Consider the following 17,089-nt stretch of genomic DNA (forward strand, 5'->3'; position numbering starts at 1 on the left):
TTTATTAATGTAGCCGTTCGATTTGCTGTTCAGCGCATTGCGCCAGCAGGTCACTGACAGCACCCAAACACGGAATAATCAGCAGCGGCGCAATTTCTGCCAGCGGTGCCAGCACAAATGCCCGCTCGTGCAGACGCGGGTGTGGCAAGGTAAGTTGCGCATCACAGCGCACCAAATCGCCATACAGCAGCAGATCAAGATCCAGCGTGCGTGGTGCATTGGGTACGCCACGCTGACGGCCAAAGCGCGCTTCGATGGCAAACAACTCGGCGAGAAAAGTCGGCGCTGGCAATACGGTGATCATCTCCACCACGGCATTGATAAAGTCCGGCTGATGCGTCAAACCCATGGGCGCGGTGCGATACAGCGATGAAGCGGCAACCAGGGACGACTGCGGCAGTTGGTTTAAGGCAGCGATAGCAGCCTTCACCGTGGCCAGCGGATCCCCCAAATTAGCGCCCAGTGCTATATAAGCGACGCAGGCTACAGAGCAAGGCTCATCCACAGCTTACGCTTCGGGATTGGCACTGGCGGCGGGCGCAGTGAAATCGCCCTCCCCATCGGTCGAGTTACCTGTGATCTTTTTGGTGCGGCTGCGGCTGCGGCGTTTTTTCGGCCCGCTCTCGGGCAAGAGCATGGCCTCGCGCTCGGCAAGATCAGCCATTTGAAAATCGTGCCACCAGGTGGCGAGCTCTTGGTCAATCTCGCCACTTTCTGCGCGCAAGGCTAAAAAATCGTAGGCCGCGCGAAAGCGTGCCTGCTCCAGCAAACGATGGGGCGATTTTCCAGCACGTTTTTCAAAGCGCGGCTGCAAAGCCCATATTTCCTTGATGTCACCCGCGATGCGGCGTGTGATGGCGAGCTTCTCGCCCTGCAGATCAAGCACTTCATCCATCGCCTCATAAAGCGCCGGCGTAGGCAGTTCGCAACGCGCTTTGCGTGCTTCCCAATTGGCCAGCACTTCGTGCCACAGCAGTGTGGCAAACAGGTAACCCGGCGAGAGCGACTTGCCCGCCTTGACGCGCGCATCGGTGCTCGTTAAAGCCAGCAAAACAAATTTTTCGCCCAGCGGCTGTTCGAGAATCACATCCAGCAGCGGCAACAAACCGTGATGCAACCCATCATCGCGCAAGCGCTTGACGCATTCCACGGCATGGCCGGAAAAGAGCAACTTCAACATCTCGTCAAACACCCGCGCCGCCGGTACGTTTTCCATCAGTCCGGCCATTTCGCGGATCGGCGCGCGCACAGCAGGGTCAAGCGTCAACCCCAGCTTGGCGGAAAGCCGCACTGCGCGCAGCATGCGCACAGGGTCTTCACGGTAGCGCACGGTCGGCTCGCCGATCATGCGCAGTGTTTTTTGCTTCAAATCTGCTACACCATGATGGTAATCGTGCACCATTTGCGTCGTGGGATCGTAGTACAGCGCATTCACAGTGAAATCGCGCCGCGCGGCATCTTCTGCCATTGAGCCGAACACGTTATCGCGCAACACGCGACCATGCTCATCCTTGACTGTCTCCGCATCATGCGCGGCGCGAAAGGTGGAAACTTCGAGTGTTTCATTGCCTTGCATCACATGCACAATCTGAAACCGGCGGCCAATAATGCGTGAGCGGCGAAATAAACTCCGCACCTGTTCCGGCGTGGCATTGGTGGCGATATCGTAATCCTTCGGCTCAATGCCTGCGATCAAATCACGCACCGCACCGCCCACCACATACGCCGTGTAGCCAGCTTTTTGGAGAGTCTCACACGTGCGCCGCGCGCCAGGCGAAACGCGCTCACGGTGGATACCGTGGCGAGCAAGAGGAATCAACCCCGGCTTACCAGAAGGCAGCGGGCTACCGCGACGAAAAACGCGGTGAAACAGCTTACGGATCATGAAAAGAGAGGACGCAACATAGAACAAAGTCTGCAATGGCGCAATGATAACGGAAAACGCGGCACAGTCGAGTTGCAATGCAGGCTAACGTGGGCCTTATCAACGTTAAGCGAAGCGGCCGGAGCTAAAACGCGGCACAGTCGAGTTGCAATGCAGGCGAAAGCCGGCGTAACGCAAAGCTAAATCGTCATCGCAGCGATGAAGCACACAGGTTATCCCGTTGGCTTCCGCTAGAATTGGTGTTTTTTGCCATCTGCGTGCCCCATGGAACTTGCCAAGAGCTTTGAACCTGCTGAAATTGAACGGCGTTGGTACCCGATCTGGGAATCTCGCGGCTACTTTGCGGCAGGGTTGGACACGACTAAAACCGATAATTTCTGCATTCTGCTGCCCCCGCCCAATGTCACCGGCACGCTGCACATGGGCCACGGCTTTAACCAGGCCATCATGGATACGCTGACCCGCTACCACCGCATGCGCGGCGATAACACCTTGTGGCAGCCGGGCACCGATCACGCCGGTATCGCCACGCAAATTGTGGTCGAACGCCAGCTCGATGCGCAAGGCATTTCGCGCCATGATCTGGGCCGCGAAGAATTCATCAAGAAAGTGTGGGAATGGAAGGAGTATTCCGGTGGCGCCATCACGCAGCAAATGCGGCGACTAGGTACCAGCCCTGACTGGACGCGCGAACGCTTCACGATGGATGCAGAACTGTCGAAAATCGTCACCGAAACCTTCGTGCGTCTTTATAACGAAGGTCTGATCTACCGTGGCAAACGGCTGGTGAATTGGGACCCGGTGCTCGGCACCGCAGTATCCGACCTCGAAGTGGTAAGCGAGGAAGAAGAAGGTTCGATGTGGCACATCCGCTATCCGCTGGTCGATGGCAGCGGCAGTTTGACAGTAGCCACGACGCGGCCGGAGACCATGCTTGGCGACGTGGCGGTGATGGTGCATCCCGACGACGAACGTTATCAACATCTGATTGGCAAGCACGTTATTCTGCCGCTGTGCAACCGCGAGATTCCGATTATTGCTGACAGCTATGTGGACAAGGAATTTGGAACTGGTATCGTGAAGGTCACGCCCGCGCATGACTTCAACGACTATGCGATAGGGCTGCGGCACAAGCTACCGATGATTGTAGTTATCGACCTCAACGGACGAATCTCCAGAACTGCAACCGTATTACGCTCCGATGGCGGGATCGAACCCAGTATTGATCTCCCGAACGAATTTATTGAAAAAGATCGTTTTGAAGCAAGAAAGTTAATCGTTTCGAATTTGGAGTCCTTGGGGCTCCTGGAAAAAACCGACAAGCACAATCTCAAGGTGCCGCGAAGCGATCGAACGCATGCGGTGATTGAGCCAATGCTCACCGACCAGTGGTTCGTCGCCATGAGTGAACCCGGTGCGAACGGCAAGAGCATCACTGCACAGGCGCTGGAAGTCGTCGCCAATGGCGAGGTGCATTTCCACCCCGAAAACTGGGTGAACACCTACAACCAGTGGCTGAACAACATCCAGGACTGGTGCATTTCCCGCCAGTTGTGGTGGGGACATCGCATTCCTGCCTGGTACGACTCAATGGGTACCATATTTGTTACTCACTCTGAAAGGGATGCATTAGAGCAGTTCGAGAATCACCTTGCCGAAATGACGGACAGAGCCAAGTCAGACGCCAACATTGAGAATCAAGAGACAGGACTAGAGGTCGTAGAAATTCTGAGGCAGAAGGGCATTCGTCAGGACGACGACGTGCTTGATACCTGGTTTTCATCTGCCTTGTGGCCATTTTCTACGCTCGGCTGGACGCCCGAGTATCCCGAAAAATCCAACCCCTCGCTCGATCTTTATCTGCCATCCACCGTGCTCGTCACCGGTTTTGACATCATCTTCTTCTGGGTAGCGCGCATGGTGATGATGACCAAGCACCTCACCGGCAAGATTCCCTTCCGCGACGTGTATGTTCATGGCCTGATCCGCGATGCGGAAGGCCAGAAGATGAGCAAATCGAAAGGTAATGTGCTCGATCCGATCGACCTGATCGACGGCATTGCGTTGGAAGACCTGGTGAAAAAACGCACCACGGGGCTGATGAACCCGAAAGATGCGCAAAAAATTGAAAAACGTACGCGCAAGGAATTCCCGAATGGCATTCCTGCCTTTGGCACCGATGCGCTGCGCTTTACCTTTTTGAGCCTGGCCAGCCCCGGCCGTGACATCAAGTTCGACATGCATCGCTGCGATGGTTACCGCAACTTTTGCAACAAGCTGTGGAACGCCACACGCTTCGTGCTGATGAACTGCGAGGGCAAGGACTGCGGCATCGCCCCATCCCGTGAAAATGCAGCATGCGGCGGCATTGGCCCGCTTGAGTTGTCCCCTGCCGACCGCTGGATTATCAGCTTGTTACAAAAACTGGAAACCGAAGTCGTCAAGCACTTTGCCGACTATCGTTTCGACCTTCTGGCCAAAGCCATCTACGAATTTATCTGGGATGAATATTGTGACTGGTATCTGGAGCTGGCTAAAGTGCAAATCCAGCAGGGTAACGAAGCGCAGCAACGCGGCACGCGGCGTACCCTGATTCGTGTGCTGGAAGCAGTGTTGCGCGTAGCGCACCCATTGATCCCGTTCATCACTGAAGAACTATGGCAAAAGGTGGCGCCCATTGCCGGCAAGGCGCCGACGGATGGCAGCGAATCCATCATGCTGCAACACTATCCACAAGCCAGCGAGATCGCTATCGACGCGGCAGCAGAAGCCTGGGTCGCGACGCTCAAAGAGATGGTCACTGCCTGCCGCAGCCTGCGTGGCGAAATGAACATCTCTCCCGCACAAAAAGTGCCGCTGATCGGCTCGGGTGGAAACAACCTTCAGAAAGTTCCCGAAAGCGACCCAAAGGTAGTGCAGAGCAAGTACCGCGCTGGCGTTGGTGAGACGGCAACTTTGCAAAACTATGCGCTCTATCTTGCCGCGCTGGCGAAGCTCTCCGAAGTAACGGTCGTCGATACCCTGCCCGCAACCGATGCTCCCGTGCAAATCGTCGGCGAGTTCCGCCTGATGCTGAAAATCGAGATTGATGTCGCCGCTGAAAAAGAACGCGTGGGTAAAGAGCTTGCCCGTATTGAAGGTGAAATCGTCAAAGCCGAAAACAAGCTGCAAACCGCGAGCTTTGTCGAACGCGCACCGGCCCCGGTTGTAGCGCAGGAACGCGAACGGCTGGCGGGATTTATCGCACTGCGAGAGAAGCTGAGCGCACAAATCTCGCGGCTGATTTCAAGTTGATTGCGGATCGACTCACTGAGTACTGAATATTGCGTATTGATGCCGATTATTTGCGCTGCATAAAAAACTCAAACTCACCGTCAAGGTTTTGGCTGCCGAGCAAGGTGTTGCCGGTCTGGCGAGAAAATGCCGCAAAGTCTTGTACCGAGCCAGGGTCTGTCGCCAGTATTCGCAATACCTGACCGGGCGTTAGCTCAACCAGCGCCTTTTTCGTACGTAAAATCGGTAACGGGCATTTCAAGCCACGCGCATCAAGTTCTTTATCGAAGTTCATTTTTTTACGCCTCTTATCGCGAGATGGATACGCCCCGAAATAGCCGGGCATCAAGTAGTCTACTACGCGTAATTTACCTGAAAACCAGTTGTCACGAGAGACGTCACTACCTGACACTGATCCTTGCGCAAACTCGCTTATGAAAATGAATTTCTCTTCCCTGCTCACCCGGCAATTCGTTCGCTATCTGGGCGTTGGCGGATTAAGCTTTGCGGTTGACTTTGCTTTTCTGTACTACCTTACAGAGTATGTCGGCATCCACTACCTCATCTCTGCTTCGCTCGCTTTTTGCGTCGGTCTTACCACCAACTACTTGCTCTGCCTGGCTTGGGTATTTGATTTTCGCCGCATGCCAAACCGCTGGCATGAGTTCATGGTGTTTAGCGCGATTGGTTTTATAGGGCTCTTGCTCAACAATTTGCTGCTCTGGTTATTAACAGAGCATGCCGGTCTTTATTACCTGTTATCAAAAATCATAGCAACCGCAGCCATCCTGTTCTTCAATTTTTCGCTACGTCGCTGGCTGCTTTTTTCACCCCCCCAGACACCTGCTACCCCCAGGGGAATACTGCCATGATGCAAATCGCCCTCATCATCGGTGCCGGCCCCGCTGGCCTGACGGCTGCGCTTGAGCTTGCCAGAAACTCCGACATCCGACCCATCGTGCTCGAAGCCCTTGATGATGTCGGCGGCATTTCCCGCACCATCGAGTACAAGGGCAACCGCATGGACATCGGCGGCCATCGTTTCTTTTCCAAATCCGACTGGGTGATGGACTGGTGGCGGCAGATGATGCCGCCCGCGCCCGACAAAGATGCTGACGGCTTTTCGCAGATGCCGCAGAACGACCGCCACCTGCTGATCCGGCCACGCCTGTCGCGCATTTATTTCCTGCGCCGCTTTTTCGATTACCCGATTTCGCTATCAAAAAAAACCATGGCCAACCTTGGCCCCGTGCGGCTGGTTCGCATCGGCGTCGCTTACATTTGGGCCAGCCTGTTCCCGCGCAAGCCGGAAAAAAATCTCGAAGACTTTTTCTACAACCGTTTCGGCGGCGAGTTGTATCGCACCTTCTTCAAGGATTACACCGAAAAGGTCTGGGGTGTCGCCTGCCGCGCCATCAGCCCGGAATGGGGCGCGCAGCGCATCAAGGGTTTGTCGATCACCAAGGCCATCCTCCATGCGGCAAAAAAAATCGTTTTCCCCGCTGGTAAAAACGCTGCGGGCGTAGCGCAAAAAGGCACCGAGACCAGCCTGATCGAGCGCTTCCTCTACCCCAAATTCGGTCCCGGCCAGATGTGGCGCATCGCCGCCGAAGCGTTGCGTGCCCAAGGCGGCGAGATTCACTTTGGCTTGAAAGTCATCACGCTTAAACAGGAAAATAATCGCATCGTCGCCATCGAAACCGAAGACGCGGATAAAAGTCGGCGCTGGTGGCACGGCGACTGGGTGATCTCCTCCATGCCCATGCGCGACATGGTGCAAGCCTTGCAACCACCAGCGCCCGACGAAGTGCGCACCGTGGCAAACGGCCTGATGTACCGCGATTTCATCACCATGGGGTTGCTGCTGAAAAAACTCAAACCACGACCAGAAGGCAAACCACCGCTCAACCTGCTGCCCGACACCTGGATTTACATCCAGGAACCGGATGTCAAAATCGGCCGCCTGCAAATTTTCAACAACTGGAGCCCGGCGCTGGTCAACGACCCCAACACGATCTGGATGGGCCTCGAATATTTCTGCCAGGAAGATGACGAACTCTGGCGCATGAATGATGAAGAATTTTCGCGCTTCGCCATTGCCGAACTAGCGAAGATCGACCTCATCGACCCCGCCGACACACTCGACTGGCGCGTCGCCCGCGTACCTAAAGCCTACCCGGCCTATTTCGGCAGCTACGACCGCTTCGATACCCTGCGTGAATTCACTGATGGCATCAGCAATCTGTTCCTCGTCGGTCGCAACGGCATGCACCGCTACAACAATCAAGATCACTCGATGGTTACCGCCAAGCTGGCGGTAGAGGCGATTCTGGCGGGCTCAACCGACAAGTCAGGAATATGGTCGGTGAATGTGGAAGAGGAGTATCACGAAGAAAAAAAGTCTGATCCCACATGAGCCGTGCAGCGCCTTATCCTCATGTTTATATTCGAGACTCCTTTTGTCTATCCAATTTACCGACACTCGTTTGCTCACCTCCGTCAGGATTAACTGCCTTCACGGTTACCTTTGGCGGCGTAAGGGCGATGTCACTACAGCCAAGAATGACCTCCTTGATAACAAATATCGGGCGGCCTTTTGACTGTTCGAATATTCTTCCAACGTATTCCCCAATAATCGCAAGACAAAAAAGCTGAACACTTCCCAGAAACAGAATGATCAGAACGGTGCTCGCCCACCCCGGGATTGTCTGCTGATGAAGAACACCATAAAAAATATAAATTGCCAAGGCAATAGCCGCTATCGCACTGAATGCACCAAACATGTATGCAAGTCGTAGCGGCTTCACAGAAAAGCCGGTAACCGCATCGAACGCAAGCCTCAACATTCGTTTCAACGGGTACTTGGTAGTTCCTGAAAAGCGAACATCCCGCGTATAAAGAATTGGTTTCTGCGTAAACCCGATCCAAGCAATCATCCCTCGGATGAACCGATGTGTTTCAGGCATCGACATCAGTACCTGCACAACACATCGCCTCATCAGCCGGAAATCTCCTGTATCAACAGGAATATCGACCTCTGACAGCGCTCTGATCAAACGGTAAAATTTCTTTGCCGTCCATTTTTTGAACCAACTTTCTCCGTTTCTATGACGCCTTTGGCCATAGACAACATCGGCACCCTCTTCCAGCATGCGCATCATTTCAGGCAAAAGCTCAGGCGGATCCTGTAGGTCAGCATCAATAATGAGAACAGCCTCACCGCGCACCATGCTCAACCCGGCACTTAGTGCAAGTTGATGACCATGATTTCGTGACAGATCAACAACTACCATGTGTGAATCTCGGGATACCAGCTGTCGCAAGATATCCAGCGTGCCATCTGTTGATCCATCGTTCACGAAGACTAGTTCATATGAATCACCAATCTCCGCATTACAGATGGAAACCAAACGCTGCCAACAGGCGAAGACCGACTCCTGCTCGTTAAAGCATGGAACCACGACTGAAAGGCGCAGCGAAGACTGAGTCTCTGCTATGAGTGGAACCACCCTATGCATTTAATTCACTCTCCCTCATTTCATTAAATTGCGCAGATCAATTTCGCAAAAAATCTGTATGAAAATTCGACTATGCAACATAGCAACTCCAATAGAAAACCCGCCTCAATACATCCCAAAAATCTCAAACCCCTCCTCGTTATTTCCGGAAAAAATTCAATCGAAAAACCCCATGACCGACGTCATACCAACGATAAATTATCTGTCGCAACAATGCATTGAGTCGACACCTTAACCAGGCATAACAATAGAGTCCTAAGCCGATATCGCCGTTAATGCGCAAATCATCAAGAAACGTTGAAAACACCTCCACCTGCTTCAACCCCATGCCTGCGCTATAAGACTGCGACGATAGACGAAATCGTCCAACTGGTTCCTCTTTTACCATCCCTGGCCCCAATTCCAGTAGCTGAAGCCACATCAGAATATCAAGCAGCCAAGGCTGACCCCCTGGAAAACCACGAACAAGTCTGGTCGCACTACCTCTCATAAGGACAAGGGCCGGCTCCCCAACCGGGTTAGTGCCTTTTATCGCGATTGCTCGACATACATCTTGACGGTTAACTCTACCGTTCAGCCCATGGTTTATCGCTAGCAATACTCGGCCCGCAGAATCAATCAACTGTTTTGATCCAGAGACAAAAACCAATTCAGGATGAGCATCCAACAGTGATATCTGACGATCAAGAGCACCCGGTAGCAGCTCGTCGTCCTGGGAAAGTATCTTGAAATACTTTCCAGTGTTAAATTCAAGACACCGCTTGTGATTTTCGATCATTCCAACACGTTCTGGATTACGAAAATAATCAATCCCGAACTGAGAGAACTCCTCCAAAATTTCTTTTGGATCATCCTCCGATGCATCGTCAATTACGACCAATCGCATATCCTCGCGCCAATTCACCACAACCGAAGCAATTGCTTGTCGAAGGAATCGAGAACCGTTGTAATAAGGGATAGCAATCACGGTGTGGTGTTGTTTCACAGCCTGCCTCACCTAAATATCAGCGTAAATAATAAAGAAACCTATTGCTCAAGGTTGCCAACCAACAGGGTGTCCAAGTGACGGAAACGCACCCGAATAAACCCCAAGAGGCTTCAAGTTAGCACACATCAGATGTCTTACCTTTACTGGGGTGGCTACGATACTTATAAGTACCGTTTTCGGTTGTATTGAAACAAAGTAGTGAGGCGGGAATGGCTCAGAAGGATTGATACGAGAAAATGCATCTGGCAAGTTCAATGTGAGATGCGGCTCCCATCTCGGCATAAAAACAGCCCGGGCGATTTCATTAATTGCGGTAACTGATCCAAGTGACCAGATCGCTACCATAACAACCCACCGTCCTTTGCCGACGGCTGTCGATTGCCACTGCGTCATGAAGGAAGCAAACCCTAGCCCAATAATTGTCAATGCTGGTATTGAAGTGCGTAGTACCAGATCGTTCGCACCTCCGAATTGAAAAAATGGAAGCGCCAACAGGGTGACGAACGAAATAAAGACGACGCTCGATCGCTGCCACATGAGTATGGCCAACGCGGGAATAGCCGCCTCTAGCGCGATAAATTGCATCGTTTGACTATCGAATCCCCGTACTATGCTGTGACTTTGACTGTTGTGCGGTAGCGGAACATGTGACATGCCTGCAGTAAGATAGATTGCAACGACAAGCATCGGCAAAATCAACGGTAATGCTCGAAAAAAATCGCTCAATCGCACTTGGGAGCGACAATTAATTAAAACTAGACCGATCCACAAAATTGCCACACCCATAGCACTTAATGGTGACCACAAAAAAAGTGCAGGCAGCATGAGTGGAATAATCCGGAATAAGACCAGACAATTACTCCCGAACCGAACAAGTAGCGCCGTGGCGATCCAAGCACCAAGCGAATGATTGGGAGCCCAAAATAGCTGGGTGGTATTGGATGGATACTCCAGATAGGGCACCCACCACTCAATATGCTCACCCAACCTAGGCCACAGCATGCTTCTGGTCATGTATCCGACGATATCAAGTCCGCTGGCCAGAATAAACACCATGCTAGCCGCAGCCAGTCGCTTCCAGGAGTATCCGGAAAAGGCAACCAGAAAGAACAAGGTGACGCCTAACGCTGTCCAGAAGTACAGCAAAATATCGAGGTAATCGATTCCAACATGTCGCGCTATTGCAGCCGGGATAAGGTAAAACCCCAGCGGAACGCGCATCAGATATTCGGTGGTGCCATTTCCATAACTTATGGGCCACTCATAGACAGCTAGATCATGAGCAACGGCAAAACGAGGTATCCAGTCAAAGCCATTCGCATAAAAGAAGTGACCGGCACCGCTCAGGCCCGTCCAGAGTAGCGACAAAACCAGTACGGTCACTAGGCTGCCGAGTGGCAGCACTGCGCGCCGGATATCAACGCCCTTTAAGTACCAAAAAGAAACAAATAACATGACCGCAGCGGTAATAAAACCCAAGGGTTGCGCTATCCAAAATGGCAAAAAAAGAAAAATCGGGGCAACAACATACAGTACCGCGCAAAGCTCCACCCGGGTGAAGCATTCAGGATGAACTCCCACTGTTGAGCGACTCATTTCTCAATCCTTTGAAAGACCCATCTTCCATTTATTACTAGCCCAACGGCAATCACAATCACACTGCCCAGAAAATAGCTCGCATAAGGACCCCATCCATACAAATCACTCAGCACAAAAATACTCGTCAAAAATAAAAAAAGATTGAAACTCTGAGCGAAAAAGAAACGACCAAGCCGGTGCAATCGATTGTCGATAACCTGAAAAACGAGATGGCTTTGCGTAAAAAAACTGAAGAGGACCGACAGAAAAAAACTAGTCACACTTGATGGGAAAAGACCAAGTTTTTCTCCGCAAAGATTCCATATAATCCAGAATATGAAGTTGCCCATTGCCGTGTTTACAATGCCGACAACAACATATCTTGCAAGCAATTCAGGACCGAAATATGTCCCTATCGACAACAAGAAGCGACGCAATTGAAAATATGTAGGTTTCACTATTTAGCATGCCCCCATCGACAATGAACAACGCCAAATCACGTACTGAAATGTGGCAGGTCTAGGAAAGTAATTCATAGTGTGGAAACCTTAGTCCGGTTCACAAATCAAAGATCGATATCTTTCAAAAAGTCGGCACTCCAAGGGTACTTCCTGCGGAGCGCGCTAGCGACACGGCACGTAGCGGCGTGCAGGCGTAAAGTGCCGCACCAGGCAGCACAGCGACGGCAGCAACACCTGCCACAGGCTGCGGCATTACTACCCAATCCACCACCGGGTCGCCACACAGCGCCAAGCGCTTTTCGGGGAGATTAACCACCTGCTTCAAGAATGCATCACGGCGTCGCCATTCCATGAATTTGTCGCGCGAGAACACCACGCCGATATGCTGAATTTCACCCACGTAGTTTGCCGTGTGCAACACGAACCACACCGTCGTTTCCTTTTCCGGCCAGGCGATGGTTTCGGTCGGTTGAATAAAACGCGCAAACGGGTGTGGTGCGGCATGTGGATTCAGCCAGCGCGCTTCCTCGCTGCGTTGTGCGTTATTGCGCCAGTCCCACTGGGCAAGGGTCACTGCAATCACGCCCCCCAGTATCACGACAGCAAGGGGGGCTGCTACTCGCCATTTCGCCAACCAGCCGATACCTGCTGCCAGTAGCAAGGGCAACAGCCATATCCCCCCGGCGACCAGTCCATGCAGGGCCACGGCGCCATGCCACCAAGCACCAACAAAACGCGCCCCAACAATTTCCAGCTCTGTCCACAAACCAGGCAGTGCCACGCACCACAGCGCGATCAAGCCAATCAAGGCGCTGCGACGCCAGGTTTGCAGCACACAGGCTGCATTGATAAAAAAACGCGGTGGCAGAAAACTTGCCGCCAGCACGACAACACTCAGCGCCACCAACCCCCACGGTGTCGATACCACACCGAGCGTCACCAGTGCCAGCAACAGCCCACACAACCAGGGCACGGCAAAACGCACAGGGGATGCGCGATGCAGGGTTTGCAAAACATCAAGCAGCGCCATGCCGGATACCGGCAGCGCCAGCCAGGTTACCCGCCACGGCTGCCCTTGCACCACAATTTCCAGCGGAAAGAAATCGCTTGCCACCAGCGCCAGCAGCAGAGCCACGCCGCCAATGAGAAAAAGCCGCGCATACAGCGGGCGCAGATACGGCGAACCAGCGCGCGTACCAAGCAACAAAATCGCGAGCGGCATAAGATGAAACGGCAGACGTGATGCCCCTGGTTTGAAAATGATATCCGGCGCGTTTTGTACAAATTCCAGCAAGGCGCCATCGATCAATCGCAAACCAGAGATATCCAATCCGCCCACACTACCGATCACCAGCACTGCGAGTGTCGGCACACACGCCAGCACGAGCAACAGTCGCAACGACAGGCGTTCTACCGCAAGCAAGGCCAAAGGCCAGATGCCGAGCAAGGGATGCAGCAAGAAGGCAAGCAGCGCCAGCCCCGCCGCCGTGATTCGTCGCCCGTTGATCAGCAACGCAACGGCCAACACTCCGCACGGCATCGCCCAGACTCGCGCTGTGGCAAAGTTTTCATTGAGAACGAAGATCGAGGCATTAGGCGAATAACTCACCGATAGCATCACGCCGAACAGCACCGCGAAACGTCCGGCCAGCGTATCGCCCAACATCGCACGCGCCAATGCGAACAGCGCCGCAACCCACAGCGCGCCACCCGAGAGCACGACCAATCGCGCGGCGACATCCAGCCCCAGCACGCGCACCAGCGCGCCATAGATCGGCGTAAACAAGCTGAGGCTGCCTTGCGAGCCAAAACGGAAGAACAGATCGCTGGCCAGCGCTTCAGGATAAATCCAGTGCGCGGCGATCAGCCCATACACGCGTGCGTCGTGCCAGATGCCTTGATACGGGTGATTAAGCAGCCAGAGCAAAAAAGCCAGCAGCAACACGCTGCCCGTTGCCCAGGGGCGCCGTGTCATCAGCGCCGACTTTTCAACCGCCCTGGACGACATGCAAAAAGGCAGTCTCCAGCGATAGCGTGGGTTTGACCTCGATCACCGCATGCCCGGCAGCTTCCAGCGCGCGCAGGGTTTGCCACAACGCGGTACGCGGCACTTCGATCACCCAGCGGCCGCCCGGTTCGGGCTGCATGCCATCGACCGCCGCCGCCCCCTGACTGCGTACCAGCACGCGATCATCCTCACCCGCCAGCTCAGCGGGTGAGCGCACGGCGCGCAGCTCGCCTTTATGGATCAGGCCGAAGCGGTCGGCCAGGCGCTCGACATCATGCAGCACATGGGAGGTGAGAAAGATCGTACCGCCGCCCTTGCGGTAGTCCGCAAGAATATCGACCACATCACGCCGGCCGATCGGGTCCAGCCCCGAGAGCGGCTCATCGAGAATCAGCAAGCGCGGCTGTACAGCGAGTGCATGCGCCAGCGCCGTGCGTTGCGCCATGCCTTTGGAAAACCCGCGCACGGTTTTGTTGGCCACATCGCCCAGGCCAAAACGCTCCAGCCAGTGCATGCAGTGCGCCTTTTTATCAGTCACCTGCCGCTTGTGCAACGCCAGCCCCATGCCGAGAATTTCCAGCGGCGTCAGGTAGTCCGGCAGGCTGGGGTTTTCCGGCACATAGCCTAGCCCCGTGCGCGCGGCGCTGTTGTCCACCGCCACGCCAAACAACTGCGCCGTGCCGGCGGTGGCGCGCATCACGCCGGTCAAAATCTTGATCAAGGTGCTCTTGCCCGCGCCATTGGGGCCGATGAAGCCAAACGTCTCGCCCTCCGCCACGGTGAGCGAGACGCCCTTCAAAGCCTCAAACGGGGGCGACGCCCAGCGGCGCGGGTAGGTTTTACGCAAGTCGTGAATGTCGATGGCAGCTGTCATGGTGAGGGAGGGGAAGTGCGTAGAACAATCTGGCCTTGTTTGTCAAAACCAAAGCCAAAACCAAAAGGATCTTGCGGCAAGGCGAGAAGAATGCCCGAAGTGACTAGCGTTTGCAGATCGGGCACGGGTTTGCCAAAGCGCTCGCGATAGCTGTCTGCAGCGCTGCGCAACTGCTGCAACTGACGCAAACGCACGACACGCGTTTGCAGATATTTACGGAAGTCCGGGCGGCGTGCCTCTTTGGCCAGTGCTTCCACCACGCGTATCGCCAGCTCGGTGTCTTGCGCCCTGTCCACCCAGCGCGCAGCCATGTTCTGCATGGTCAGCTGCTGGTCGGGGTCGGGCAGTTTTAATGCGGCCTCACGCATCCAGGCGGCAGCGCCTGTCGGGTCGTGCTTGTAATACCACTGATTGAATCCATAAAAAAAAGCCGGCTGGTAATCGAAAAATCGCGCGCGGCTGGCACGGGCAAGTATTGTTTGCGCCGCATCCACTTCACCATACTGGGGCAGAATCGCGAAGGCGATGTAATAGTTGTCTTCATGCGCCGGGTTCAGCCAGGACACATCTTTTTGCACTTTGCCAAGAATGGCATAATCTTCGGGTTTCATTTTTTCGGTGGAGACCACCAGGGCGCGAATCGCTGCGATGTTGGCTGCCAGATAACGGTCGCCCATGGCCATGAATACTTGCACGAATAACGGCAAAGCTACCTGCATCTCGATAGCCACCGTTTGTCGTGGCGCAGATTTCAACTGCTGCGTGGTAACAGTAAAAGTGAGTGCCCAAAGCACTGCCAGGATGGCAACTGACCATTGTTTGCGCAAACTGGTCATGATATTCACTGTATCCGCCGTCTCATGAGCGCCGACTATTCACGTTGGTTATTCAAAATCCCGGCGGGTGAAAGTCATCACCGCCAGGGTGAGCAGTAGCGCCGCATAGCTCGTTGCCATCAATAAACCCAGCCCGACCGCCTGGCTCGCCGGTGCCAGGTCATACATCGGCCATGCCCGAAAATCCAGCCGCGATAAATCAGGCAGCACCCATTGAATCGCATCAATGATCGGCGCAAAACGCATCAGCGCCGGGTCGCCATCCGCACCCCTGGCCAGATACTCAGCCACTGCGCCCAGGCTTTTGCCACCCACAGCAAACGCCAAACCAAGCGCCAAGGGCAGCATCGGCACGGTAGAAAACGTGGAAACCCACAGCGCAAAGGCTGCAACCACCGCCGCATCAACCCACAACCCTGCCACGGTGCTCCAGTAGGGCAAACCAAGAACTACGGGAAAACCCTGCGCGTAACCTTTGCCCAGACTCAGCACCACCACCCAGAGCAACAGCCCGAGCAACAAAGCCGCCAGGGCAAGCAGCCCCAATACGCCCAGATAGCGGCCGACAATATAGCGGCCACGAGGCACTGGGTAAGTGAGTGAAAACAACACCGTGCGCCGTTCGATTTCACGCGCGACCAGCTCTTGCACCCAGAATAGCGAAAATAAAACCAGCGTGATGCGCAGGCCGGAGAAACCCACATCCAGCGCCACCGTCTGTGGCTGGCGCGGAGAAAACGACGCAGAAAGATAAGCAATGCCGACGAGCAAGGCACCGAGGATCAGGATGGACTGAATACTCCGGCTACGCAGCCCGGCACGTCCGGCGGAGAGCATGAACTGCCACATGACGTCACCCTCAACAAAAAGAGCGCACCAGCGGGTGCGCTCTTTTAAAGAAAAACAGCCTTGATTACGAACCAGCGGCAGTCGTCGCCAAGCCATTTGCAGTCGTCACATTAGCGGCAGTGCAAGCATCATTAGTGCCAGTACACTTCGCACTGGTGGTTACTGCACCCCCATTGCTGGAACCAATGAATGTCTGGTTACCCTTCATGGAACCTGAAGCCACGGCAAACGCAGTACCCGAAACTTCGTTATAGCTAACCAAGGTATTTGCAGAGCACTGAACATCAAACCCAGTCTTTAAAAAAATTGGTGCAGTAGTAATCACGGTGCCGCCAATGACAGTGCCAGATCCCCCTTGAACGGTACTTTTGATCGCAGCGCCTCCGTTGCAGACGCACTGTTCACCGGAGGGAGCAGTTGCTCCGCTTACAGCTGCTTGCGCACCGCCACCAGTGGTACAGGCAGCCGCAAATGCACCTGCCGAGAGGAAACTGGAGATCAAACCAACCACAAGTATCTTTTTCATTTGAATGTCCTTTGAATTAGTTAGTGTTGGAGATCGCTGAGGTCAGCACATTTTTCGCGTCCGACTGCGCGGCCTTGTTCTCGGCCTTCTTGGTGTATTCCGTGAACTGCGGAATCGCAATCGCGGCCAGAATGCCGATGATCGCCACGACGATCATCAGTTCGATCAAGGTGAACCCCTTTTGTAGCTTGTTCATAAAATCTCCTTTGCAAAGAAACGCGACGGGTGTCGCTGCGGATAATAAAGCACAGGTCATGCCAAAAATAGAAATGCTGGTTATATGAGGACTTGCG

At 54.1% G+C, this 17,089-nt stretch carries 15 protein-coding genes and 1 pseudogene; 3 read left to right on the plus strand and 13 right to left on the minus strand.

Annotated features, from left to right (window positions below; translation table 11 throughout):
- Window positions 1–4: 4 nt before the first annotated feature.
- On the minus strand, window positions 5–505 hold the full coding sequence (gene folK / locus PG1C_RS10155) for a 2-amino-4-hydroxy-6-hydroxymethyldihydropteridine diphosphokinase (RefSeq protein WP_202634671.1): 501 nt from the start codon (window positions 503–505) through the stop codon (window positions 5–7).
- A 3-nt stretch (window positions 506–508) separates the two neighbouring features.
- A complete protein-coding gene (gene pcnB, locus PG1C_RS10160; protein WP_202634672.1) occupies window positions 509–1,885 on the minus strand; it encodes a polynucleotide adenylyltransferase PcnB in 1,377 nt (458 codons plus the stop codon).
- Between the two features lie 264 nt (window positions 1,886–2,149).
- On the opposite strand from pcnB, the gene PG1C_RS10165 reads away from it, so the two are divergent.
- Window positions 2,150–5,179 (plus strand): valine--tRNA ligase, encoded by a 3,030-nt coding sequence (locus PG1C_RS10165; protein ID WP_202634673.1) that lies wholly within the window; start codon window positions 2,150–2,152, stop codon window positions 5,177–5,179.
- A 46-nt stretch (window positions 5,180–5,225) separates the two neighbouring features.
- Here PG1C_RS10165 and PG1C_RS10170 read toward each other — a convergent pair whose 3' ends face one another.
- Window positions 5,226–5,453: a sulfurtransferase TusA family protein gene (locus tag PG1C_RS10170; protein ID WP_202634674.1), complete on the minus strand. Its 228-nt coding sequence runs from the start codon at window positions 5,451–5,453 to the stop codon at window positions 5,226–5,228.
- 139 nt (window positions 5,454–5,592) lie between these two features.
- On the opposite strand from PG1C_RS10170, the gene PG1C_RS10175 reads away from it, so the two are divergent.
- Window positions 5,593–6,030 carry a GtrA family protein gene (locus tag PG1C_RS10175; RefSeq protein ID WP_202634675.1) on the plus strand — a complete coding sequence of 146 codons (438 nt, stop codon included), beginning with the start codon at window positions 5,593–5,595 and terminating at the stop codon, window positions 6,028–6,030.
- Window positions 6,027–7,574 carry an NAD(P)/FAD-dependent oxidoreductase gene (locus PG1C_RS10180; RefSeq protein ID WP_202634676.1) on the plus strand — a complete coding sequence of 516 codons (1,548 nt, stop codon included), beginning with the start codon at window positions 6,027–6,029 and terminating at the stop codon, window positions 7,572–7,574. Before PG1C_RS10175 ends, PG1C_RS10180 begins: the two co-directional genes overlap by 4 nt.
- A gap of 25 nt (window positions 7,575–7,599) precedes the next feature.
- Here the strand turns inward: PG1C_RS10180 and PG1C_RS10185 are convergent, their stop codons facing one another.
- The 10 genes and pseudogenes from PG1C_RS10185 to PG1C_RS15045 all read right to left on the minus strand — a co-directional run.
- The gene (locus tag PG1C_RS10185; protein ID WP_202634677.1) at window positions 7,600–8,676 is read right to left on the minus strand and encodes a glycosyltransferase family 2 protein; all 1,077 of its coding nucleotides are present in this window, start codon (window positions 8,674–8,676) and stop codon (window positions 7,600–7,602) included.
- 139 nt (window positions 8,677–8,815) lie between these two features.
- Window positions 8,816–9,661, minus strand: a complete 846-nt coding sequence (locus PG1C_RS10190) for a glycosyltransferase family 2 protein (protein WP_202634678.1) — start codon at window positions 9,659–9,661, stop codon at window positions 8,816–8,818.
- A gap of 48 nt (window positions 9,662–9,709) precedes the next feature.
- Window positions 9,710–11,260, minus strand: a complete 1,551-nt coding sequence (locus tag PG1C_RS10195; RefSeq protein WP_202634679.1) for a hypothetical protein — start codon at window positions 11,258–11,260, stop codon at window positions 9,710–9,712.
- On the minus strand, window positions 11,257–11,700 hold the full coding sequence (locus tag PG1C_RS10200) for a GtrA family protein (protein ID WP_202634680.1): 444 nt from the start codon (window positions 11,698–11,700) through the stop codon (window positions 11,257–11,259). The genes PG1C_RS10195 and PG1C_RS10200 overlap by 4 nt, the downstream gene beginning before the upstream one ends.
- A gap of 124 nt (window positions 11,701–11,824) precedes the next feature.
- Window positions 11,825–13,711, minus strand: a complete 1,887-nt coding sequence (locus PG1C_RS10205) for a hypothetical protein (protein WP_202634681.1) — start codon at window positions 13,709–13,711, stop codon at window positions 11,825–11,827.
- Window positions 13,692–14,585 carry an ABC transporter ATP-binding protein gene (locus PG1C_RS10210; protein WP_202634682.1) on the minus strand — a complete coding sequence of 298 codons (894 nt, stop codon included), beginning with the start codon at window positions 14,583–14,585 and terminating at the stop codon, window positions 13,692–13,694. Before PG1C_RS10210 ends, PG1C_RS10205 begins: the two co-directional genes overlap by 20 nt.
- On the minus strand, window positions 14,582–15,421 hold the full coding sequence (locus PG1C_RS10215; RefSeq protein ID WP_202634683.1) for a hypothetical protein: 840 nt from the start codon (window positions 15,419–15,421) through the stop codon (window positions 14,582–14,584). The genes PG1C_RS10210 and PG1C_RS10215 overlap by 4 nt, the downstream gene beginning before the upstream one ends.
- 48 nt (window positions 15,422–15,469) lie before the next feature.
- Window positions 15,470–16,366 (minus strand): ABC transporter permease subunit, encoded by an 897-nt coding sequence (locus PG1C_RS10220; RefSeq protein ID WP_202634684.1) that lies wholly within the window; start codon window positions 16,364–16,366, stop codon window positions 15,470–15,472.
- Window positions 16,335–16,796 (minus strand): hypothetical protein, encoded by a 462-nt coding sequence (locus PG1C_RS10225; protein WP_202634685.1) that lies wholly within the window; start codon window positions 16,794–16,796, stop codon window positions 16,335–16,337. Before PG1C_RS10225 ends, PG1C_RS10220 begins: the two co-directional genes overlap by 32 nt.
- 90 nt (window positions 16,797–16,886) lie before the next feature.
- Window positions 16,887–16,992: pseudogene (locus tag PG1C_RS15045) on the minus strand (prepilin-type N-terminal cleavage/methylation domain-containing protein); the annotation flags it as partial.
- Window positions 16,993–17,089 lie beyond the last annotated feature (97 nt).

The organism is Rugosibacter aromaticivorans (assembly GCF_000934545.1).
GTDB classification, from domain to species: Bacteria; Pseudomonadota; Gammaproteobacteria; order Burkholderiales; family Rhodocyclaceae; genus Rugosibacter; species Rugosibacter aromaticivorans.